At 73.9% G+C, this 21,691-nt stretch carries 22 protein-coding genes; 6 read left to right on the top strand and 16 right to left on the bottom strand.

Features of this window, described 5'->3' with window-relative positions; all coding sequences use genetic code 11:
* Positions 1-14: 14 nt before the first annotated feature.
* The 7 genes from K4S16_RS09470 to K4S16_RS09440 all read right to left on the bottom strand — a co-directional run bounded on the left by K4S16_RS09470 (position 15) and on the right by K4S16_RS09440 (position 6,412).
* Positions 15-1,016, bottom strand: coding sequence for a YihY/virulence factor BrkB family protein (locus tag K4S16_RS09470; protein ID WP_149258469.1), 1,002 nt, complete (start codon positions 1,014-1,016; stop codon positions 15-17).
* A 21-nt stretch (positions 1,017-1,037) separates the two neighbouring features.
* A complete protein-coding gene (locus tag K4S16_RS09465; RefSeq protein ID WP_149258468.1) occupies positions 1,038-1,496 on the bottom strand; it encodes a DUF3618 domain-containing protein in 459 nt (152 codons plus the stop codon).
* Positions 1,493-1,981, bottom strand: a complete 489-nt coding sequence (locus K4S16_RS09460; protein WP_235036676.1) for a phage holin family protein — start codon at positions 1,979-1,981, stop codon at positions 1,493-1,495. Before K4S16_RS09460 ends, K4S16_RS09465 begins: the two co-directional genes overlap by 4 nt.
* A 133-nt stretch (positions 1,982-2,114) precedes the next feature.
* Positions 2,115-3,239: an AAA family ATPase gene (locus K4S16_RS09455; protein WP_149258467.1), complete on the bottom strand. Its 1,125-nt coding sequence runs from the start codon at positions 3,237-3,239 to the stop codon at positions 2,115-2,117.
* Positions 3,226-4,011: an RNA ligase family protein gene (locus K4S16_RS09450; protein WP_149258466.1), complete on the bottom strand. Its 786-nt coding sequence runs from the start codon at positions 4,009-4,011 to the stop codon at positions 3,226-3,228. The genes K4S16_RS09455 and K4S16_RS09450 overlap by 14 nt, the downstream gene beginning before the upstream one ends.
* A gap of 52 nt (positions 4,012-4,063) precedes the next feature.
* A complete protein-coding gene (locus tag K4S16_RS09445; protein WP_235036675.1) occupies positions 4,064-5,458 on the bottom strand; it encodes an MFS transporter in 1,395 nt (464 codons plus the stop codon).
* A gap of 63 nt (positions 5,459-5,521) precedes the next feature.
* The gene (locus K4S16_RS09440; protein WP_149258465.1) at positions 5,522-6,412 is read right to left on the bottom strand and encodes a virginiamycin B lyase; all 891 of its coding nucleotides are present in this window, start codon (positions 6,410-6,412) and stop codon (positions 5,522-5,524) included.
* Between the two features lie 115 nt (positions 6,413-6,527).
* Between K4S16_RS09440 and K4S16_RS09435 the strand changes: the two genes are divergently transcribed.
* The gene (locus K4S16_RS09435) at positions 6,528-7,145 is read left to right on the top strand and encodes a TetR/AcrR family transcriptional regulator (RefSeq protein ID WP_235036674.1); all 618 of its coding nucleotides are present in this window, start codon (positions 6,528-6,530) and stop codon (positions 7,143-7,145) included.
* Positions 7,146-7,159: 14 nt separating this feature from the next.
* On the opposite strand, the gene K4S16_RS09430 is transcribed toward K4S16_RS09435, so the two are convergent.
* The gene (locus K4S16_RS09430; protein ID WP_149258463.1) at positions 7,160-8,008 is read right to left on the bottom strand and encodes an alpha/beta fold hydrolase; all 849 of its coding nucleotides are present in this window, start codon (positions 8,006-8,008) and stop codon (positions 7,160-7,162) included.
* A 109-nt stretch (positions 8,009-8,117) separates the two neighbouring features.
* Between K4S16_RS09430 and K4S16_RS09425 the strand changes: the two genes are divergently transcribed.
* Positions 8,118-8,582, top strand: coding sequence for a MarR family winged helix-turn-helix transcriptional regulator (locus K4S16_RS09425; RefSeq protein WP_200841768.1), 465 nt, complete (start codon positions 8,118-8,120; stop codon positions 8,580-8,582).
* Between the two features lie 76 nt (positions 8,583-8,658).
* Here the strand turns inward: K4S16_RS09425 and K4S16_RS09420 are convergent, their stop codons facing one another.
* The gene (locus tag K4S16_RS09420) at positions 8,659-9,912 is read right to left on the bottom strand and encodes an RNA polymerase sigma factor (protein WP_149258462.1); all 1,254 of its coding nucleotides are present in this window, start codon (positions 9,910-9,912) and stop codon (positions 8,659-8,661) included.
* Positions 9,909-10,325 carry a YciI family protein gene (locus K4S16_RS09415; protein ID WP_235036725.1) on the bottom strand — a complete coding sequence of 139 codons (417 nt, stop codon included), beginning with the start codon at positions 10,323-10,325 and terminating at the stop codon, positions 9,909-9,911. Before K4S16_RS09415 ends, K4S16_RS09420 begins: the two co-directional genes overlap by 4 nt.
* 181 nt (positions 10,326-10,506) lie before the next feature.
* On the opposite strand from K4S16_RS09415, the gene K4S16_RS09410 reads away from it, so the two are divergent.
* A complete protein-coding gene (locus K4S16_RS09410; RefSeq protein ID WP_200841767.1) occupies positions 10,507-12,051 on the top strand; it encodes an MFS transporter in 1,545 nt (514 codons plus the stop codon).
* Between the two features lie 4 nt (positions 12,052-12,055).
* On the opposite strand, the gene K4S16_RS09405 is transcribed toward K4S16_RS09410, so the two are convergent.
* The 4 genes from K4S16_RS09405 to K4S16_RS09390 form a co-directional block, all read right to left on the bottom strand.
* Positions 12,056-12,610, bottom strand: coding sequence for a carboxymuconolactone decarboxylase family protein (locus K4S16_RS09405; RefSeq protein ID WP_149258460.1), 555 nt, complete (start codon positions 12,608-12,610; stop codon positions 12,056-12,058).
* A 10-nt stretch (positions 12,611-12,620) separates the two neighbouring features.
* Positions 12,621-13,223: a TetR/AcrR family transcriptional regulator gene (locus K4S16_RS09400; RefSeq protein WP_149258459.1), complete on the bottom strand. Its 603-nt coding sequence runs from the start codon at positions 13,221-13,223 to the stop codon at positions 12,621-12,623.
* An 86-nt stretch (positions 13,224-13,309) separates the two neighbouring features.
* Entirely contained in the window at positions 13,310-13,972 is a 663-nt protein-coding gene (locus K4S16_RS09395; protein ID WP_149258458.1) for a response regulator transcription factor, read from the bottom strand.
* Positions 13,960-15,123, bottom strand: coding sequence for a sensor histidine kinase (locus K4S16_RS09390; RefSeq protein ID WP_235036673.1), 1,164 nt, complete (start codon positions 15,121-15,123; stop codon positions 13,960-13,962). The genes K4S16_RS09395 and K4S16_RS09390 overlap by 13 nt, the downstream gene beginning before the upstream one ends.
* 161 nt (positions 15,124-15,284) lie before the next feature.
* Between K4S16_RS09390 and K4S16_RS09385 the strand changes: the two genes are divergently transcribed.
* Positions 15,285-15,704: a DUF6069 family protein gene (locus K4S16_RS09385; protein WP_200841766.1), complete on the top strand. Its 420-nt coding sequence runs from the start codon at positions 15,285-15,287 to the stop codon at positions 15,702-15,704.
* A gap of 26 nt (positions 15,705-15,730) precedes the next feature.
* Here K4S16_RS09385 and K4S16_RS09380 read toward each other — a convergent pair whose 3' ends face one another.
* Positions 15,731-16,402 (bottom strand): response regulator transcription factor, encoded by a 672-nt coding sequence (locus K4S16_RS09380; protein WP_149258456.1) that lies wholly within the window; start codon positions 16,400-16,402, stop codon positions 15,731-15,733.
* On the bottom strand, positions 16,399-17,580 hold the full coding sequence (locus K4S16_RS09375) for a sensor histidine kinase (protein ID WP_200841765.1): 1,182 nt from the start codon (positions 17,578-17,580) through the stop codon (positions 16,399-16,401). Before K4S16_RS09375 ends, K4S16_RS09380 begins: the two co-directional genes overlap by 4 nt.
* Positions 17,581-17,748: 168 nt before the next feature.
* Between K4S16_RS09375 and K4S16_RS09370 the strand changes: the two genes are divergently transcribed.
* Both K4S16_RS09370 and rpoB read left to right on the top strand, forming a co-directional pair.
* Entirely contained in the window at positions 17,749-18,477 is a 729-nt protein-coding gene (locus tag K4S16_RS09370) for a hypothetical protein (RefSeq protein WP_149258455.1), read from the top strand.
* A gap of 264 nt (positions 18,478-18,741) precedes the next feature.
* Positions 18,742-21,691, top strand: a 2,950-nt coding sequence (gene rpoB / locus K4S16_RS09365; RefSeq protein ID WP_149258845.1) for a DNA-directed RNA polymerase subunit beta, incomplete at its 3' end; no start/stop codon positions are given.

Genomic DNA, 21,691 nt, shown 5'->3' with positions numbered 1-21,691 from the left:
GCCCGGCGACCCCGCTACCTCCGCCGGGCCTGGGGGGTCGACGCTCCGCCGCCGCGGTCGTCCGCGACGCCCGTCTCGCGGCGCTCCTCCTCGTCGAAGGCGCGGGTGTCGCGGAACTCCACGTACGGCTCCTCCTCGGGCTGCTGACCGGCGGCGATCGCGCGGCTGCGTTCGAGCTCGGCGTCCAGCTCGGCGCCCAGCAGGATCGCCAGATTGGTGATCCAGAGCCACACCAGGAAGATGATGATCGCGGCGAGGCTGCCGTAGGTCTTGTTGTACGAGGCGAAGTTCGCCACGTACAGCGCGAACAGCCCGGACGCCGCCAGCCACAGCACGATCGCCAGCCCGCCCCCCGGCGTGACCCAGCGGAAGCCCCGCTTGGCGTTGGGGGACGCCCAGTACAGCAGCGAGATCAGGAAGCCGACCACCACCACCAGCACCGGCCACTTGACGATGCCCCAGATGGTCACCGCCTGGGAGCCGAAGCCGAGCATGTCCCCGACCTTGCGCGCCAGCGGCCCGGACACCACCACCGCGATCACCGACCCCGACAGCAGCACCAGCGTCACCAGCGTGACCGCGATCCGGAGCGGCACGGTCTTCCAGAACGGGCGCCCCTCGGGGATGTCGTAGACGACGTTGGAGGCGCGCATGAACGCCCCGACGTAGCCCGACGACGACCACACCGCGGCCGCGAGGCCCAGCACCGCCGCGATGCTCGCGCCTCCGGCGTTGCCCTCGAGCTGCCTGATCGAGCTGACGAGCAGGTCGCGGACGGCGCCCGGCGCCAGGCTCCCGACGTTCTGGACGAGGGACTCGGTGGCCGACTGCCCGGCCAGCCCCACCAGCGACACCACCACCAGGATCGCCGGGAAGATCGACAGGATGGAGTAGTAGGTGAGCGCGGCGGCCAGGTCGCCCAGGTTGTCGTTCTGGAACTCCTTGAGGGTGCGCTTGAGCGTCTCCCACCACGACCGCGCGGGCAGATCGGTGGGGGCGCCGGGTCGTCTGCGCATGACTCCCTTCTTCCCGGCCACTCAGCGCCGACCGTGCCGGCGCACCATGACGGCGTGCTTCTGCCCGGCGCGCATCCGCACCCGCACCGGGGCCTTCATCCGCACCGGGCTTTTCCTCCGCGTCGGGGCCTTCATCAGCATCGACGTTTTCCGGCCGCGTCCCAGCCGCGCCTGCGACGACCCGCGGCGGCGGCGCATCCACACCGCGCCGAGGGCGAGCGCCCCGGCCGACACCACGATCACGCCGCCCTGGCGCGCCCTGGCCTTGTTCTTCTCCGAGCCCGCGGCCTCCCACGCCGACGCCGCGGCGTCGCGGGCCCGGTCGCGCGCCTGCTCGACCTTCTCCCGCGCCATGGCCTTCACGTCGGCCTTGGCGGCGAGCTGCTCCACCGTCTCCCCGAGCTCGTGCCGAGCCCGGTCGACCTCCTGACGCAGTTCCTCGGTGCCTGCCGCGGCGCCGTGCTTGCCCTGCATCGTCATCGGTGCGTCGCCCTCTCCTTCAGTTCGGCCACGGCCTGCTTGGCCTCGTTCATGGCCTGCTCGGGCTTGGCCGGTGTGGCCCGCCTCGCCTGCGCCCGGCCCATCAGCGCCAGCACGCCCGCCACCACCAGCAGGAAACCGCCGATGATCAGCGCGGCCGCCCACACCGGCAGCGCCAGCGCGATCGCGGCCACCGCCGCCGCCAGCAGCACGGCCACGCCGTAGAGCGCGACAAGCGCGGCGCCGCCGAACAGCCCGGCGCCGGTGCCGGCGTGCCGGCCCTTGTCCTTCAGCTCGGCCACGGCCAGGCGCAGCTCGGCCCGCATCAGATCCGAGACCTGCTGTGCGGCCTGCCGGACCAGCTCGCCCGTTCCCGCCTCGTGGCGCTCGGCGCGGAACTCCGGGGCGCGTCCCATGTCCTGCCGGTGCGCGCCCATCGTCCCGGCCTGGCCGTCGCCGTCGTGTTGCTGCCGCACGATGCTCATGCCTCCAGGCCCCCTCCACGTGTTCGAACCCTGGAAATGGGCGTTCCCTGTGCGCATGGGCTAAACGTGGCCGCGTCCCGACACGCGGTGAGCGGGCGGGGTCCGGGCCTGACCGGCGTGCCCGGTCAGCGGCTCACGCCGTGGTGAGCCAGTCGACGCGGTGCGCCTCGGTCGGATCGGGGGTCTCCCACCGGCGCACGAGCCGGTCGATGACCGGGTCCGGGACGGGGGAGGTGCGGGCCCGGTTGCGGTCCCGCAGCACCCGCGGCGGCGCCTCCAGCGCGACGACCTCGACCCGCCCCCGGTAGCCGGCGATGAGGCCGGTGCACAGCTCGCGCTGCTGCCGGGACACGTTGGTGGCGTTCCACACGAACGACCGCCCGGCGCGCAGGTGCCCGCGGGCCAGCTCGTGCGCGGCGGCCGCCACGGCGCGCTGGTCGCCGGCCGGGTCGACGCCCATCTCGGCGCGGAGCCGGTCGAGGCTGACGACGGGCACGTCCGGGCGGTGGGCGGCGATCCAGTGGTCTTTTCCGGCGCCCGGCAGCCCGGACAGGACGGTCACGGTGCAGCGCGTGTCGTCGTAGGCGGCGTAGGCGGGATCGCGGTCGGGCTTGCGGAAGTACCAGAACCGCGCGTGGTCTGAGGGGAACGCGCGCGGTCCGTCCAGGCAGCCCTGCTCGGCGCAGTACTCCCCGTACAGGGCGACGTTGTCCAGCAGCTCCTCGGTGTCGGGGCAGATCCGGCCGAGGATGTCGGCGCAGGCCAGCAGCACCAGGTCGTCGTTGCGGGCCAGGAGGCTGACGCGGAACGCGATCTGCCGCAGGTCGGGGCGCTCCAGCGCCCAGAAGGGGACCTGGTGGTGGCGGATCAGCGCCGCGACGTGCTCGCGCCAGGCGACCGGCGCGCCCAGCTCCCACAGGATGCGCCGCACCATGAGGTCGCCGCGGCGGGAGTGGCCGCGCGCGGTGATGCGGCCGTCGTCGTCGAGGGCGGTGCAGTGCGGCTTGGCGATGTCGTGCATCAACACGGCGGTGAACAGCCGGACCCGCTCCTGCGGCGGGCGCGCGCGCCACTGCGGCAGCGAAGCCAGCGCCTCGCACGCCATCCGGGTGTGGGTCTCGACGTCGCCTTCGCCGTGGTAGACGGCGTCCTGCGGGACGTCCGCCATGTCGCGCACCCAGGAGAAGGCCTCCCGGATCCGGTCCCACGGGACGGTCCAGTGCGGCGGCGCCGGGCAGAGCTCCTCAAACACCTGCATACAGCACCTCCGGGTCGGCCAGGCCGTTGGCGACGATGGGGCGGTCCTGCCAGTGGGTGCCGGAGTCGAGGATCGCGTTCAGGAAGCTCGGCCGGACCCACTTGTAGCGGTCGACGGTCCTCCCGTCCTCCTCCACCTTGATGTACAGGCCCTCCATCTCCTCGGAGGCGTCGGTCTCCGCGGCGACGCGGTCGGGGTCGGCGCCGCCGGCCTCGGCCGCCGCGCGCAGCGCGTCCCGCCACCGCGGGGTGCGGCAGGTGGAGGGGCCGGTGAGGCTCGTCAGCGCGGCCAGATCCGGCAGCGGGCCCTCGTGCAGGACGGGCACCGACACCACCGGCGTCCCGGCGAGCAGCTCGCGGCGCGCCTCGGTCGACAGGAACGTCCCGTCCTCCTGGTCGAGGACGTCGAACTCGCAGAAGTAGTGGGGGAGCGCGTCGTAGAAGACGGTGTGCTTGGCGTACAGCCACTCGCCGTACAGGACGTAGCGGTCCCGCAGGCGCTCGCGCAGGACGTGCTGGACCGACGCCGCCCACGCCTTCAGCGGCCCGAACTGGCGCTCGCGCGGCCCGCCGGTCAGGTAGTGGCCGCGGCTCTGCAACCGCAGCTCGCCGGCGGAGGTGAAGCTGATGCCGGCGTTGGCGCCGTCGAGCTTCTCCTCCACCACCAGGTACCGCCCGGCGATCGACTCGAACGGCACGGCGGCCAGATCGTGGTCGCCCGGTTGGAGCCGGGATCCCGCGATGTGCCGGGTCCGGGGGTACTTGCGAAGCATGCCGACCGTTCTAGGGCCGGGCGGCCGGTCCTGCCAACCGGTTTTCGGTCCGTCAGCGGGCCGGGACGACGCGGGTGAGGGCCAGCGCGGCCAGCCACAGCGCCACGCTCGCCCAGGCCAGGACGTGCAGGCCGGAGGCGAACGCCGGATGGGTCGCGGGCCCCGCGACCGCCCCGTACACCGCGACGCCGAGCGCCGTCCCGACCTGCCGGGCGGTGTTGTTGAACCCGCCCGCCAGCCCGGCGTGCTCCGGGGGGACGGCGCGCATCGCGGCGGCGACCACGGCGGTGACGACCAGGCCGTCCCCGATCCCGATGCCGAGCAGCGCCGGGAGCAGCGCCGCGTAGCCGCCGCCGGGGCCGGCGCCGACAAGGGACAGGCACCCGGCCGCCGCGACGGCGGTGCCCGCGGCGAGCGGCACCCGCGTCCCGAACCGGGCGGTGAGGCGCCCGCTCACCGGCGCCAGGACCGCCAGCGGCGCGGCCATCGGCAGCAGCATCGCCCCGGCCAGCAGCGCGGAGCGGTGCCCGGCCTGCTGCAGCCGCAGCGTCGCCACGAACAGCACCCCGTTGGTGACCAGGTTCATGATGAGCGCGATCCCGCCGGCGCCCAGGAACGCCGGGGCCCGCAGCAGCCCGCCCGGCACCATCGGCGCCGCCGCGCGCCGCTCGGCCAGGACGAACGCCGCTCCCGCGGCCAGGGTGAGGACGGCGGCGACGGCGGCGCCGTCCCGGTGGCCGTGGCCCGCGGCGATGACCGTCCAGACCAGTCCGCCCAGGGTGAGCGGTGCGAGCGCCATCCCGGCGCGGTCCAGCGCGGCCGCCGCCCGCCGCCGCCCGGGCTCGCGGACCAGCGCCAGGACGCCGGTGATCGCGGCCGCGGTGATCGGCACGTTCAGCAGGAAGATCCACCGCCAGCCGATCGTGTCGACCAGCAGCCCGCCCAGCAGCGGCCCCGCCGGCAGCGCCGTGGACGAGATGCCCGCCCACACCCCGAGGGCGCGCGCCTGCTCGGCGCGTCCCGAGTAGAGCGCGGTGATCAGGGCGAGGCTGCCGGGCAGCAGCAGCGCGGCGCCCGCTCCCTGCGCGACGCGTGCGGCGATGAGCGGGCCGGCGGCGGGCGCGGCCCCGCAGGCCAGCGAGGCCAGCCCGAACAGCGCGAATCCGGTGAGCGTCAGCCGGCGGTGCCCGATCCGGTCGCCGAGGGCGCCGCCGCCCAGCAGCAGCCCGGCGATCGCGACCGCGTACCCGTCCACGACCCCCTGCAGCCCGGGCAGCCCGGTGCCGAGCGCCCGGCCGATGCCGGGGAGCGCGACGTTGACGATCGTCACGTCCAGCAGCACCAGGAACATCCCGGCGCACAGGATCGCGAGCATCGCGCCGCGCCGGGGCTCGGGGCCGGCCTCCGCGGCGCAGGGGACCCCGGTGGCTTGCGTGGTGGAATCCATACCGCCACGGTCGCCCCCGGACGTTTCGGCGCGGCTCGAACCGTGCCGTTCCCGAGGGGCGCGTCAGGCGACGGCGACGCGGGCGAGCGCGCCGGTCTCCAGCGCCACCCACAGGGCGCCGTCGGGGCCGACCGCGATGCCGTGCGGCTCGGATCCGGGCGTCGGCAGCGGGTGCTCGTCGACGCGGCCGTCGGAGCCGATGCGGCCGACGTGGGCGGTGCCCCACTCGGTGAACCACAGGGCGTCGTCCGGCCCGGCGACGATGGCGTGCGGGCGTGCGGCCCGGTCGGGCAGCGGGTACTCGGTCACCTTCCCGTCCGTGGTGATCTGCCCGATGTGCCCGGCGCCGATGCCGGTGAACCAGAGCGCGCCGTCCGGCCCGGCGGTGATGCCGACCGGTGCGGAGCCCTCGGTGGGCAGCGGGTGGACGGCGACCTCCCCGTCCAGTGTGATCCGTCCGATGGCGTTGCCCTGGTTGAGGGTGAACCACAGGGCCTCGTCCGGGCCCGCCGCGATCATCGAGGGCATCGTGCCCTCTCCCGGCACCGGAAAGGCACTGACCTGGCCGTCCACGGTGATCCGGCCGATGCCGCCGGCGTGCATGCGGGTGAACCACAGCGCGCCGTCCGGCCCGGCCGCGATGCCGCACGGCCCCCAACCCTCGGGCACGGCGAACCGCGTGACCTCGCCCGCGGTGGTGATCCGGCCGATCGGGTGGCCGTGGAACGCGGTGAACCACAGCGCGCCGTCCGGGCCCGCCGTGATGATCATCGGTCCGGCGGGGACGGGCCCGTGGACGGTGAGGTCCCCGTCCGGCGTCATCCGGGCGATCCGGCCCTCGTGGACGAGCGTGCACCACAGCGCGCCGTCCGGTCCCGCGGTGACGCCGTACGGTCCCGCGTCCGGGCCGGACACCGTGAACTGCTTCATCGTGGTGTGTGAACCCTCTGACATGAATGGTCCCCCCTCGTCCCTCCACTGCTGTTTCCGTCCGGAGACGAAGTTAACGCAACATGAGTTGCGTTACGATCGGGATCATGGAGACCAGCCGGGACCGCCGGACCGCGCGGTGACCGCGCCCGGACCCGGGACCGTCCGCCCCGGCGGACGCACCGCGCGGGTGCGCGACGCCGTCCGCGGGGCGACGCTCGCCGAGCTGTCCGAGCGCGGCTACCAGGGGCTCACCGTCGAAGGGGTGGCGGCCCGCTCCGGCGTGCACAAGACCACCGTCTACCGGCGCTGGGGGAGCGCCGACGGCCTCATCGCCGACGCCCTCGACCTCGCCGCCGCCGAGCCCTGGCCGATCCCCGACACCGGGTCCCTCGCGGGTGATCTGCGGGGCCTCGTCCGGCTCGTCGCGGAGAACTTCGCCGACCCCGTCGAGGGTCCGATCGCCCGCGCGTTCGTGCTGGCCGCCGCGCAGAGCGGCGACGCCGCCCGCTCCCTGCACGCGTTCTTCGCGCACCGCCACGAGCAGGCCGCCGTCATCGTCCGGCGGGCCGTCGAGCGCGGCGAGGTCCCCGCGGCCACGGACCCGGTCGAGGTCGTCCGGTCGGCCGTCGCGCCGCTGTACTACCGGCTGTTCATCACCGGCGAGCCGATCGGCGGGCAGGCCGCCGACCGTGCCGCCGCGGCCGCCTGCGCCGCCGCCCGAGCAGGCGCCCTGACGGCCGCACCGGCACCCTGACCCCGTCCCGCCCATCAGCGGACGTTGAGGGCCGCACGCAGGGCCGCGGCATAAGCGCGGGGGTGGGTGGTGTTGCCGTTGTGGCCGCCGGGGAACTCGTGCGGCTCCGTGCCGAGCAGGGCGGCCAGCGCGAAGGCGCACTCGTTGTCGAAGACGGTGCGCGGAGTCGTGCGCCCCACGGCCGGGACGATCCGGGTCGAGACGCCGGCCAGCGCGGCGACGTCGAGGGTGTCGTCGATGACCGCGGTGAAGTCGTGCTCGACGAAGAAGTCGAAGTTGCGCGCCCGCTGGGGCGTCATGGGCGCGCGGGTGACGCCGGGCTCGGCGTCGGGCGCGGCGGGGTCGATGCCCAGCACACCGGCGATCAGCTCGAACGTGGCGGCCAGCCCGTCGCGGCGGTGGACCTCCTGGATGTGCGCCAGTTCCCGCTCATGGCATGCCCGCTGGTCGGCGGGCAGCAGCCGCGGGGTGACGGGTTCGTGGGCGACGAGCGTGCCGATCTGGCCGGGGTGGTCCACGGCCACGTGGAACCCGATGGATGCGCCCAGGCTGCACCCCAGCATGAGCGCCGGTTCGTCCGTCAGTCCGGCCAGCAGGCGGTGGACGTCGTCGGCGTGGTCGGCCAGGCTCGCTCCCCGGGACGGGTCGTCCAGCACGCTGCGCGACAGGCCGCGGCGGTCGTAGGTCACCACGGTGTAGTCGGCGACGAGCCGGTCGACCAGGTCCGCGCTGCGCCCGGCGTCCCCCTCGCCGCTCTGGGAGATCAGCAGCATCGGGCCGGTGCCGCGCACCTCGTAGTGGATCCGGGCGCCGTCGGTCCGGAGCATGCCCGTCGCGGCGGGCGGTGTCGTGGCGGTGGCCATCGGGAGTCCTCTCGGTCGGGCGGGCGTCTCCGCCCGGGTGAGGCCAACCATAAAGCATCAAACTTGATACATCAAGATTGATGTATCAGGTTCGATGTAAGTTGGCCGCATGGACGGAGTCGAGCTTTTCCTGCTGGGGCGGACCCTGATGAAGATCGGCGAGGAGGCCCTGCCCACCGAGGGCATCGGCCGGCACTCCACCAGCGTCCGCACCGTCCTGATCGTCGCGAGCGACGTGCGCGCACACCCCGGCAGCGCCGTCGGAGAGATCGCCGCGCGTACCGGTCTTCCGCAGAGCGCGGTGTCGGCGGCGGTCGCCCGGCTTCGCGGCGTGGGCGCCGTCGACACCGAGCCCGATCCCGACGACCGGCGGCGGGTCCGCATCCACCCCGCGTCCCGGCCCTCCGCCAGGGTGGAGGAGGTCAGGGCCGGCTCCATCGCCGCGGCGCTCGCGGTGGCCCTGGACACCGACGACCCGCAGCGGGTCGCCGAGACCGTGAGCCTCCTCGAGGAGCTCGCGCGGCACCTGCCCCCGCAGGTGGTGACCCGCCTTCGGGGCTCGTCACCTGCCTGAAGCCCCGGGACGCCGATCACGCGCTGCGTCGAGGGCCTCTCCCGCGCCGCGCTCGGCAGGACCCGCACCGCGCCCGTCAGCCGGGTGTGTCCGTCAGGCGGGCGGCGCGGGCGTTGAGGTAGCGGCGCTCGGTGAGGCTGCGGGTGGCCTCGGCCGCCGCGAGGTAGCACGCACGCGCGGCGGCGGTGTCGCCCGACATCTCCAGCAGATGGGCGCGGACGGCGTGCAGGCGGTGATGCCCGGCGATCCGCTTGTCGGCCCGCAGGTCCTCCAGCAGGGCGAGCCCGGCGGCCGGCCCGCGGGCCATCGCCACGGCCACGGCGTGGTTGAGCGCCGCCATCGGGTTGGGCTCCAGCTCCAGCAGCACCTCGTAGAGGGCGGCGATCTGCGGCCAGTCGGTCTCCCGCGCGGTCGGGGCCTCGTCGTGCAGTGCGGCGATCGCGGCCTGCACCTGGTAGGGGCCGGCGGGCCCGCGCGGCAGCGTCTCCGCGAGCAGCGCGGTGCCCTCGGCGATGTACCCGGCGTTCCACAGGTTCCGGTCCTGCTCGGCGAGCGGGACGAGGTCGCCGGCCGGGTCCGTGCGGGCGGGCCGGCGCGCGTCGGTGAGCAGCATGAGCGCGAGCAGCCCCGCCGCCTCGGCGTCGCCGGGCAGCAGCCGGTGCGCGATCCTGGCCAGCCGGATCGCCTCGGTCGCCAGTTCGCCCCGGTACAGGTGCCGCCCGGCCGTGCTCGCATAGCCCTCGGTGAAGATCAGGTAGAGGACGCGCAGGACTGCGGCGACCCGTCCGGGACGCTCGTCCGCGGCGGGCATCCGGAACGGGACGCCGCTGTCGCGCACGCGCCGCTTCGCGCGGCTGACGCGCTGCCCCATGGTCGACTCGGGGACGAAGAACGCGCGGGCGATCTCGGCCGTGGTCAGGCCGCCGACCGAGCGGAGGGTGAGCGCGATCCGCAGGTCCGGCGACAGGACCGGGTGGCAGCACATGAACAGCAGGATCAGGGTGTCGTCGCCGCCCGGCGGCGGGCGGTCGGCGGCGGGGGCGAGCCAGGCGTCCGGCGGCGTCCAGGCGGCCAGGGCGTCCTCACGGCGGCGGCGCGCCTGCTCGGCGCGCAGCAGGTCGGTCAGGCGGCGGGCCGCCACCGTGATCAGCCAGGCGCGCGGATCGGCCGGGACCCCCTGCTCCGGCCACTGCGACGCCGCGGCCATCAACGCCTCCTGAACGGCGTCCTCAGCGGTGTCGAAGTGCCCGTACCGGCGGACCAGCGCGCCGAGGACCTGCGGCGCCAGCGGGCGCAGCAGGTCCCAGGCCCCCTCCGGCGGCGCGGTCACGGCTCCAGGTCGGCGCGCCCGTCGACGATCGGCCGCAGGTCCGCGTACGACCGGGCCCGCGCCGCCTCCGGGACCGGGCAGCGCGCGAGCCGGGCGGCGATCTCCGAGGCGCGGTCGAAGCCGTCGCACTCGATGACGGTGTACCCGGCGAGCACCTCCGCGGTCTCGGGGAAGGGCCCGTCGGTCACGGTCGGCGCTCCCCCTTCCTCCCCGCTGTGGAACCGGCGGGCGTGGACGGGCGCGTCCAGGCCCTGGGCGTCCACGAACTCCCCGGACTCGACCAGGTCCTGGTTGAACTTCTCCATGAACGCGTGCATCGCGGCGAGGTCCTCGGCGGACCAGACGGCCTCCTCCTGGGGCACCTTGCCCGCCATCTCGTCGTAGTCCCGCTGCGACGCGTACAGCATGAGCATGTACTTCACGATGGTCTCCCCTTCGGTCCGGCGCCTCCGCGGCGCCTCGTGCAGGAGACGTCGGAGCCGCTCGGCCGCTTTCGACACACGTTCCCATTCTTTCTCGGGGGCCGATGTAGAGAACCTCGCGCCCGCTCCGACCCATCCGTGACATCGGGTCTCACTGGAGGGGTGGAAGGATATGGAGCACGAGGGGCAGGACGCCGTGGCAGAGCCCGCAGGGAAGCGCGGGTGGCTCGCGCTGGCCGTGCTGGTGCTGCCGTCGCTGCTGCTGGCCATGGACATCACGGCGCTGCTGCTGGCGCTGCCGCGGCTGAGCGCCGACCTGGGCGCGAGCGGCACCGAGCAGCTGTGGATCAGCGACGCCTACGGGTTCATGGTCGCCGGATTCGTGATCGCCATGGGGACGCTGGGGGACCGGATCGGCCGGCGCCGCCTGCTGTTCGCCGGGGCCGGCGCGTTCGCCGTCCTGTCGGTCGTCGCCGCCTACGCCCCCGACCCGGGCACGCTGATCGCCGCCCGGGCGCTGCTGGGCGTGGCGGGCGCGACGCTGGTGCCCTCGACGCTGGCGCTGATCACCAACATCTTCCGCGACGAGCGCGAGCGCGGGAAGGCCATCGCGATCTGGGCCACCTGCCAGTTCGCGGGCGGCGCGTTCGGCCCGGTGCTGGCCGGGCTGCTGCTCCAGCGCTTCTGGTGGGGGTCGGTGTTCCTGGCCGCGGTGCCGGTCATGGCGCTGGTGCTGGTGGCCGGCCCGTTCCTGCTGCCGGAGTTCCGGGACCGGACGGCCGGACGTGTCGACAAGCTCAGCGTCGGGCTCTCCCTGGGCGCCGTGCTGCCGATGGTGTACGGGATGAAGCAGCTGGCGCTGGCCGACGGCGGCGGGGTCGTCCCGGTCGCGGCGATCGCCGCCGGGGCGGCCGTCGGGGCCGTGTTCGTCCGGCGCCAGCTCAGGCTCGACCACCCGCTGCTGGACCTGCGGCTGCTGCGCGGCCGCGCCTTCAGCGCCGTCCTGGTGTCCCTGGTTCTCGCGGGCGTCGCCATGGCGGGGACGGGCCTGATGGCGACCCAGTACCTCCAGGGCGTGCTGGGGTACTCGCCGCTGGCCTCGGCCGTGCTGTTCGCGCCGATGGGCCTGGGCGTCGCGGCCGGGACGATGGCGGCGCCCGCGCTGGCCAAGAGGCTCCGGCCCGCCACCGCGATCGCCTCCGGGCTGGCGTTGTCGGCCGCGGGCTGCGTCCCGCTGGCGGTGTCGGACGGGCTCGCGGCCGTCATCACCGGCGTCACCGTCCTGGCCCTCGGCGCCGGTCCGCTGTTCGCGCTGGGGACCGGCCTGGTGGTCGGGTCCGTCCCGCCCGAGCGCGCGGGCTCGGCGGCGTCGATGTCGGAGACGAGCAACTACCTCGGCGGATCGCTGGGCCTGGCGGTCATCGGCGTGGTCGGCGCAAGCGTCTACCAGGCCCGGATGGACGGCGTCGCGGGGCCCGCGGCCAAGACCCTGGCCGGCGCGGTCGCCGCCGCCGGCGACCTGCCGTCCGGTCCGGCGGAGGAGCTGCTGCGCTCCGCCCACGCCGCGTTCACCGCGGGCCTGCACGTCACCGGTGCCATCGCCGCCGCGATCTTCGCCGGGCTCGCCGTCCTGGTGGCGGCCTCGGCGCGCGGCACGGCCCGGACGGCCGCGCCCGCGGCTGCCGGGGAAGCGGAGCCCCGGCACGCCGCGGTGTGAGGGGTCAGGAGGGAGCCGTCCACTCCTGCTCCTTCCAGGCCGGGTCGAGCGGCGTGTGGGCGAGGTGGTTGGTGTAGTTGGACAGGGTCTTCATGCCGACGCCGAGGACGATGTCCAGGACGTGGCGGCGGGTGTGGCCGGCGGCCAGGAACGCCTCCACCTCCGCCTCGTCCACCCAGCCGCGCCGCACGACCACGGCGCTGGTGAGGCGGCGGACGGCTTCCAGCGCGGGGTCGTCCAACGCCTGCCCGGCGCGGAGCGCGTCCACGACCTCGGCGGGGACGCGGGTCCGCAGCGCCATCGTGGAATGGGCGGCCACGCAGTACTCGCAGCCGTTCAGCACGCTGGCGGTGATCAGCACGACGTGCTTGGCGTTCCGCGGCAGCGAGGACCTGGTGAACTGCTCCGACAGGGCGTTGTAGCCGGCGAGCAGCTCCGGCGACTCGGCCATCACGCCGTTCAGCGTGGTGACGAACCCCATGCGCTTCTTGGCGGCCTCCAACTGCGGGCGGGCCTCGGCGGGGGCGTCGGTCTCGTCGTAGACGGTGAACTCGGCCATGGTCATCTCCTCAGAGGGGCGGGGGAGCGGGCGAGAGGGGGCGGAGGGCGGCGTCGACCGTGGCCGACAGCTCGCCGGGGTCGGCACCGGCGCGCGAGCGCACGTTCACCCCGTAGGCGAGCAGCGCCAGCATCCGCGCGGTGGAGGGCACGTCCAGGTCGCCGCGCAGCTGCCCGTGGTCGCGTGCGGCGAGGAGGGCGGCGCGCATGGCGTCGCACAGGGCCTCGTGGTGGGCGTCGAGCACCTCGCGTTCGTCGGCGTCGCCCGCGTCCTGCGCGGCGTGGGCGTTGGACACCATGCAGCCCCAGCGCGCGTACTCGCCGGAGCACCGCGCGGTGATGAGCCCGTCGAAGAACGCGGCGAGGCCCGGCAGGCCCCGCCCGTCGGCGGCGAGCCGGTCGAACACCGGACGCGAGTGCCGGTCGACGTAGCGGCGCAGCGCCGCCAGGTACAGGTCCCGCTTGCCGCCGAACGTCCCGTACAGGCTGGAACGGCTGACCCCGGTCTCGGACACCACCTCGGCGATGCCCGTCGCGGCCGCGCCGCGCCGCCAGAACAGCCGCACCGCCTGGTCCAGGACGGCGTCGGGATCGAAATGCCTGACGTCCGGCATCGCCCGCACCCCCAATCTTGGAATGGTCGTTCCAAGATTGGCACGGAGACGCGGCGGCGCGCAAGAGCAGGGCCGCGCGGGAGGGGTCAGGCGAGGCCCGCGTCGTGGGCCAGCAGCGCGATCTGGGTGCGGTTGTCCAGGTCGAGCTTGGTCAGCACGCTGGAGACGTGCGCCTTGACCGTGGCCACGCTCATGAACAGCTCCGCCGCGATGTCGGCGTTGGAGCGCCCGCGGGCGACGGCGAGGACCACCTCGTTCTCGCGGGGGCTCAGCCGGGCGAGCGCCTCGCGGGCGCGCTGGTAGGCGCCGGCCTCCACCGCCGCGCGGTCCATGAGGCGGCGGGTGATGCGCGGCGACAGGATCGGGTCGCCGCCGGCGACCTGCCGGACGGCGTGGACGATCCGGTCCGGCGGAGTGTCCTTCAGCAGGAACCCGCTGGCGCCCGCGCGCAGGGCGTGCAGGATGTTCTCGTCGGAGTCGAAGGTCGTCAGCACGATGACCTCCGGCGGGTTCGGCCGGGCCCGCAGCCTGCGGGTCGCGGTGATGCCGTCCACGCGCGGCATCCGCAGGTCCATCAGGACGACGTCGGGGGCGTGCGCGTCGGCGGCCGCGGGCACCTCGTCGCCGTCGGCCGCCTCGCCGACGACGGTGATCCCGCCCGCCCCGTCCAGCATCATCGACAGTCCGGCGCGGACGAGTGCGTCGTCGTCCACGATCAGGACGCGCAGGGGGCGGCTCACGCGGGCCATGGTAGCCAGGCGCGCAGCCGGAACTCGCCCTCCGCGGCCTGGTGGTCGAGCCGCCCGCCGGCCAGCCGCACGCGCTCGGTCAGGCCGACCAGTCCCGTGCCGCTGCCGGGCGCGAGCGGCTCCGCGCCGTCCTCGGGCAGCGGGTTGCGGATGTCGACCACGAGCCGGGAGCCCGGCCGCCCCTCCAGCACCACCCGGACGGGACGTCCCCCCGCGTGCTTGCGGGCGTTGGTCAGCCCCTCCTGCACGACCCGGTACGCGGTGCGCCCGGCCGCCGCCGGCAGCGCGGACGCCTCGACCGTCTCGTCCCGCAGCTCCACCTGCCCGCCCGCGTCGCGTGACTCCTCCACCAGCCGGACGACGTCCCCCAGGACGGGCTGGGGCCGGTCCTCCGCGACCGCGTCGTCCTCGGCGCGCAGCAGCAGGATCACGTCGCGCAGCTCGTCGAGCGCCTGGTGCACCCCGGCGCGGATCACTCCCGCCGCCTGCGACAGCTTCTCCGGCGGGGCGTCCGGCCGGTACTCCAGCGCGCCCGCGTAGGTCGCCAGCAGCGACAGCCGGTGGGCGAGCACGTCGTGCATCTCCCGGGCGATCCGGGTCCGCTCCGCCATGCGGGCCTCGGCCACCCGGCGGCCCTGCTCGGCCTCGGCGCGGCGGGCCCGCTCGCGCAGCGACTCCAGCAACTCCCGGCGCGCCCGCGCCAGCGCGCCCCACCCGATCACCGCGCCGTAGCCGACGGCGACGAGCAGCAGCCACCAGCTGAAGGAGATCCCCCGGTTCGGCTGCCAGAGCCCCTGCACGACGTGCGCCGCGACGCCCGCCGCGCCGACCAGCGCCGCGGTCCGGAACGGACGCCGGTGCGCGACCTGCAACGCGCCCATGCTGGCCGCCGGGGTGGCGGTGGGAGACAGTGCCGCCAGCGCCGTCAGCGCCACAGCGGCGCCGACCGGGCGCCACATGAGCAGCGGCGTCAGCAGCCAGCTCGCCAGGGCGACCGCGATGTCGAGGGCCAGGGCGGCGCCCGCCGCCTGCGCGCTGACACGGCCCCAGACCGTCAGCGCGGTCAGGGCGCCCGCCACCACGGCGAGGACCGCCGCACCGCGCAACATGCGCCGTGCGTCGAGCCCCGCCCGGTCGAACGTCTCGTTCACCGGACCGAGGCTAACCGCGTGCTCACGGCGCCGACACCTACCAAAGTCGGTGCCCGCCCGTACCGCGGGCGGACCGGCCCTCGCCGCGCGGCCGATGCGCCGGCCCCGCCGCCGCGGCGACGCTGCCGGACATGCACCGGCCGCTACGAAGGGAGAAGCACATGTCCGGAGGGAACACCGCACGGCGAGCGCTGACCGTCGCGGGAGGGGCCGCCGCCGCGCTGGCGCTGTGGGCGGCGGCCGACCCGGTGGCCGGGCTCGACCTGGCCGCCGAGACGGGCGGGGAGGTACGGCCGGTCGGCGCCGGCCCCGTCGTCGCGGCCGGCCTGATCGTGGGCCTGGCGGCCTGGGGGCTGTTCGCGGTGCTGGAACGGGCGACCGCCCGCCCGGGACGCGCATGGACCACGGTCGCCGCGACCGTCCTCGTCCTGTCGATGATCGGACCGCTCGGCGGCGCCGCCGACGGCGCCTCCATGGCGGTCCTGGCGGGGATGCACCTGGTCGTCGCCGCGGTCCTGATCCCCGGCCTCGGCCGCTCCGCCCGCCCCGCCCCCCGCCGCGAGACCTCGATCCCCGCTTGAACGCCCCCCGATTCCGTTCGCCCCGGCTAGGGCGCGGGGGCGACCAGGCCGGTCTCGTAGGCGATGATCACCAGTTGGGCGCGGTCGCGGGCCTGGAGTTTGGCGAGCAGGCGGCCGATGTAGGTCTTCACGGTGGCCAGGCTCAGGTGCAGGTGGTCGGCGATCTCGGTGTTGGACAAGCCGCGGGCGACCAGGGTGAGGACCTCGCGCTCCCGGTCGGTGACGCCGTCGAGGGCGCGGGGGAGCGGGTGCGCGGGCAGGGCCTGGCGGGTGAACTCGGCGATGAGGCGGCGGGTCACCGCGGGGGCCAGGAGGGCCTCGCCGCCGGCGACGACGCGGACGGCGTTGAGCAGGTCGGCCGGCGGGGTGTCCTTGAGCAGGAAGCCGGCGGCGCCCGCGCGCAGGGCCGCGAAGACGTGGGCGTCCAGGTCGAACATCGTCAGCATGAGGACCCGGACGTCCTCGGTGCCGGCGGCCCGGTGGATCCGGCGGGTGGCCTCGATGCCGTCCAGGTGGGGCATGCGCACGTCCATCAGGACGACGTCGGGCCGCAGGGCGCGGGCGAGTTCGACGGCCTCGGCCCCGGTGGCGGCCTCGCCGACCGCGGTCAGGTCGGGGGTGGTCTCGATGAGGGCGCGGAAGCTGCCGCGCAGCAGGGCCTGGTCGTCGGCCACCAGGACGCGGATCTGTTCGGTCACCCGCCGCCGCCCTGGGAGCGCGGAAGCGTGGCCGCGACCGCGAAGCCGCCCTCGGGACGGGGCTGGGCGCTGAAGGAGCCGCCGTACATCGCGGCGCGTTCCCGCATCCCGACCAGTCCGTGTCCACCGGGGCCCGGCTCGGGACCCGGGCGGACCGGGCCGTCGTCAACGACCAGGATCCGCACCTGGTGGGGCGAGACGTCCACGGTGGCCCGGCAACGGGTCGGCGCCGCATGCTTGACCACGTTGGTGAGGGCCTCCTGCACGATCCGGTAGACGGTGAGCCGCAGTGCTTCGGGGAGATCGTATTCACCGGACACCACCAGCTCGACCTCCACCCCGGCGGCCCGGACCCGCTCGGCCAGATCCTCCAGGCCGTCGACGTCCGGCCGGGTGAGATCGGTGCCCGGCGCGTCGTCACGGCGCAGCATCTGGAGCAGGCGCCGCATCTCCGCCAGGGACTCGCGGCTGGTCGCCTCGATCACCTGCAGCGCCTGGCGGGCCTGCTCGGGACGCGCCTCGGCGATGTGGTTGGCGACCCCCGCCTTGACGGCGATCAGGCCCATGCCGTGCGTGACCACGTCGTGCAGTTCGCGGGCGATCCGCAGCCGCTCGTCGGTCTGGATCCGGCGCGCCCGCCGCTCCTGCGCGCACACGGCGTTCCACCTGCGACGCCGCAGCAGATGGCCGACCAGCCAGGCGCCGGCGGACAGCAGCCAGGCGGCCGCCGTCCAGCCGGCGGCGGCCGCCAGGCCGTACCGGGGGTGGACGACCTGCGCGATCGTCGCGGCGGCGGTCGCGGCGGCCGCGCACCAGCCCAGCGCGCGGGCCGACCGCCGCGGGGGCGCGACGGAGGCGACGGCGCCGAGCGCGAGCGCGGTCGCCGCGAACGGATCCCACAGCACGCCGGCCGCGGCGGCGGCCGACGACATGGCCACCGCGGTCGCCAACGCGCGCCACGGCCACAGCCGCCGGACGGCCACGACCGAGCCCAGTGCGACCGCCACCAGGCAGGAGACCTGGAAGAGCGGGGCGAAGTCCGGCCGGTCCTTGAGCATGTTCCCCGCGACCACCACGTCCATCGCGACCAGGACGACCGCCAGGAGCACGTCGAGGGCGAGCAGGTGGCCCCGGCGCAGCAGGCGTGCCTGACGGGACTCGAAGTCGGCTTCGTCCACGGAACGCACGTTATCGGCGCAGTTCACCCGCCGCATCGGACCAGGATGGATCATCCCTGAGGAGGACTTCGCCGGCATTCCGGCGAGCGCAGTCCCCAGAGGGCTGAACGAGGAATGTCGGTTGCGGGCCGATCCGCTGGAAAGGGCCGCGCGGGCAGCCTGTGGGGCATGTCTTCACCCCAGCCTTCGGCACATGTCGGCTTCGCGTTCCCGGGACGGTGGCTCGCCGGGACATCCCTGCTCCTCGGGCCGGTCCTCCTGCTGTCCGGGGTACTCCTCAGAGCGAGGTTCCACTTCTTCTTCCCCGACCAACTGGCCGCCTACGACCAGCACCCGGTCCTGCTGACGACGTCCTACAGCTGTTTCGCGGCAGGGACCGTGGCCCTATGGCCGGCGGTCAGCGCCTTGGCGCTGCGCATCGGCGCCCTCCGGCCGACGCCGGCGGCGTTGGGCGGCGGTCTCGTCATGGTGGGGCTGTTCGCCCGCACGTTCCATGCAGGCGTGGACCATCTGGCCTTCGGGCTCGTCGATGCCCAGGGGCGGCGGTCGGCCGTCGCCGCCGTCGCCGCCTCCTATCAGGCGTTCCACATCTTCCAGTACGCCTCGTTCGCGGTCATGGCCGGCTGGCTGGTCCTGGCGGCCGGAGCCTGGCGCTCCCGCGTGCTCGGCCCGGTCCGCTGTCTCGCCCTGGCGCTCATGGCGCTTCTGCCCCTGGGAGTGTTGAAGGGGACGACGCCGCTGTCGATCGTCGGCGCGGCGGGCCTGTGCGTCGCGCTCGTGCCGCTCGGACTCGCGACCCTCCTCGACGGTCCCCGTCCCGCCCGCCGGTCGGTGGCCTGGTTCGGCGTCGGCGCTCTCGGGGCGGTGGTTCTCGGCTATGCCTCCTCTCTGGGTTGACCGGGGCGGCATCTTCCTTCCGAAATGGATGGATGTCTCTTCTGGGGCCTTTTCGGTGCCCAGGTTGACGGGAGAGACGCGGGCATGTCATCCTGGTTGCGGGATCGAAGGTTGACAATTCTTATAGGCGTGGACAGCTGTCTGCATTTTGCTCTATGCTGCCTTCTCGCGCTCGTCCTTCGGCATCCCCTCCTTCCGTATCGGCCGTGATGTCGTCCGGCGTGCGCGCCGTCAGTCCGCCGCGAGCCCTCGGAAGGACACCTGTTGGCAGCCTCGCGCACCGCTTCCGCCGTACCCGCCGGTCCCCGCCGCGTCTCTTTCGCACGCATCCGCGAGCCTCTCGAGGTTCCCGACCTGCTCGCCCTGCAGACCAACTCGTTCGACTGGCTGGTCGGCAACGAGCGCTGGAAGGCCCGGGTCGAGGCGGCTCGCCAGGCCGGACGCCGGGACGTCCCGATGCAGTCGGGGCTGGAGGAGATCTTCGAAGAGATCAGTCCGATCGAGGACTTCTCCGGGACCATGTCCCTGTCGTTCCGGGACCACCGGTTCGAGCCGCCCAAGTACTCCGTGGAGGAGTGCAAGGACAAGGACATGACCTACTCCGCCCCGATGTTCGTCACGGCGGAGTTCATCAACAACACCACCGGTGAGATCAAGAGCCAGACGGTCTTCATGGGCGACTTCCCGCTCATGACCCCGAAGGGCACGTTCATCGTCAACGGCACCGAGCGGGTGGTGACGTCGCAGTTGACGCGTTCGCCCGGGGTGTACTTCGACCGTGCGCTGGACAAGGCGTCGGACAAGGACATCTACGGCTGCCGGGTGATCCCGAGCCGGGGTGCCTGGCTGGAGTTCGAGGTCGACAAGCGCGACAACGTGGGTGTGCGCATCGACCGCAAGCGCAAGCAGCCGGTGACGGTTCTGCTGAAGGCGCTGGGGTGGGACGAGGCGCGGATCCGGGAGCGGTTCGGCTCGTATGAGTCGATCAATGTGACGCTGGAGAAGGACCACACCTCCGGTCAGGATGACGCGCTGCTGGACATCTACCGCAAGCTGCGGCCGGGTGAGCCGCCGACGCGGGAGTCGGCGCAGACGCTGCTGGAGAACCTGTACTTCAATCCCAAGCGGTACGACGTCGCGAAGGTCGGCCGTTACAAGATCAACAAGAAGCTCGGTCTGGACCTGGACATGAACCAGGGGACGCTGACCGAGGACGACATCGTCGCCACGATCGAGTACCTGGTGCGGCTGCACGCCGGCGAGGAGGAGGCGACCCTCGGGAGCGTGGCGGTGCCGATCGAGGTCGATGACATCGACCACTTCGGCAACCGGCGGCTGCGCACGGTGGGTGAGCTGATCCAGAACCAGGTGCGCGTGGGTCTGGCCCGCATGGAGCGGGTGGTGCGTGAGCGGATGACCACGCAGGACGTGGAGGCGATCACGCCGCAGACGCTGATCAACATCCGGCCGGTGGTGGCCTCCATCAAGGAGTTCTTCGGCACCAGCCAGCTGTCGCAGTTCATGGACCAGACCAACCCGCTGGCCGGCCTGACCCACAAGCGCCGCCTGAACGCGCTGGGGCCGGGCGGCCTGTCGCGTGAGCGGGCGAGTATGGAGGTCCGTGACGTCCACCCGTCGCACTACGGCCGCATGTGCCCGATCGAGACGCCCGAAGGCCCGAACATCGGCCTCATGGGGTCCCTGTCGTCCTTCGCCCGCGTCAACCCCTTCGGCTTCATCGAGACGCCCTACCGCAAGGTCGTCGAGGGCCGCGTGACCGACGAGATCGAGTACCTCACGGCCGACGTCGAGGACCGCTACGTCATCGCGCAGGCCAACACGCCGATCGACGCCGACGGCGCCTTCGCCGAGAACCGCGTCCTCGTCCGCCGCAAGGGCGGCGAGGTCGAGGCGATCCGGCCGGACGAGGTCGACTTCATGGACGTCTCCCCGCGCCAGATGGTGTCCGTCGCGACCGCGATGATTCCGTTCCTGGAGCACGACGACGCCAACCGTGCGCTGATGGGTTCGAACATGCAGCGTCAGTCGGTGCCGCTGCTGCGCAGTGAGGCGCCGCTGGTCGGAACCGGTATGGAGTACCGTGCCGCGACCGACGCCGGTGATGTGATCACGGCGGAGAAGGCGGGTGTGGTCGAGGAGGTCTCGGCCGACTACGTGACCGTGATGAACGACGACGGCACGCGCACCACCTACCGGGTGTCGAAGTTCAAGCGGTCCAACCAGGGCACCTGCTTCAACCAGAAGCCGATCGTGGACGAGGGCCAGCGGGTGGAGCTGGGCCAGGTGATCGCCGACGGGCCGTGCACCGACGACGGTGAGATGGCGCTGGGCAAGAACCTGCTCGTGGCGTTCATGCCCTGGGAGGGGCACAACTACGAGGACGCCATCATCCTGTCGCAGCGGCTGGTGCAGGACGACGTCCTGTCCTCGATCCACATCGAGGAGCACGAGGTCGACGCCCGCGACACCAAGCTGGGCCCCGAGGAGATCACCCGCGACATCCCCAACGTCTCCGAGGAGGTCCTGGCCGACCTCGACGAGCGCGGGATCATCCGCATCGGCGCCGACGTCGTCCCCGGCGACATCCTGGTCGGCAAGGTCACCCCGAAGGGGGAGACCGAGCTGACGCCCGAGGAGCGGCTGCTGCGGGCGATCTTCGGTGAGAAGGCGCGCGAGGTGCGCGACACCTCGCTGAAGGTGCCGCACGGCGAGCAGGGCAAGGTCATCGGGGTGCGGGTGTTCTCCCGCGACGACGGCGACGAGCTGCCCCCGGGCGTCAACGAGCTGGTCCGGGTGTACGTGGCGCAGAAGCGCAAGATCACCGACGGGGACAAGCTCGCGGGCCGGCACGGCAACAAGGGCGTCATCTCCAAGGTGCTGCCGGTGGAGGACATGCCGTTCCTGGAGGACGGCACCCCCGTCGACATCGTCCTGAACCCCCTGGGCGTCCCCGGCCGCATGAACGTCGGACAGGTCCTGGAGACCCACCTCGGCTGGATCGCCTCCCGCGGCTGGGACATCGCCGGGGTGGAGGACGAGTGGGCCGGACGGCTGCGGGACAAGGGCCTCGACCGCGTCGAGCCGCGCACCAACGTCGCCACCCCCGTCTTCGACGGTGCCGGCGAGCAGGAGATCATCGGCCTGCTGGGCAGCACGCTGGTCAACCGCGACGGGGACCGCATGGTCCGGTCGA

The sequence above is a fragment of the Actinomadura sp. K4S16 genome, assembly GCF_008327685.1.
Taxonomy (GTDB): domain Bacteria; phylum Actinomycetota; class Actinomycetes; order Streptosporangiales; family Streptosporangiaceae; genus Spirillospora.
The sequence above is the reverse complement of the archived record's forward strand: the minus strand, read 5'-3'. Positions and strand labels throughout refer to the sequence as shown.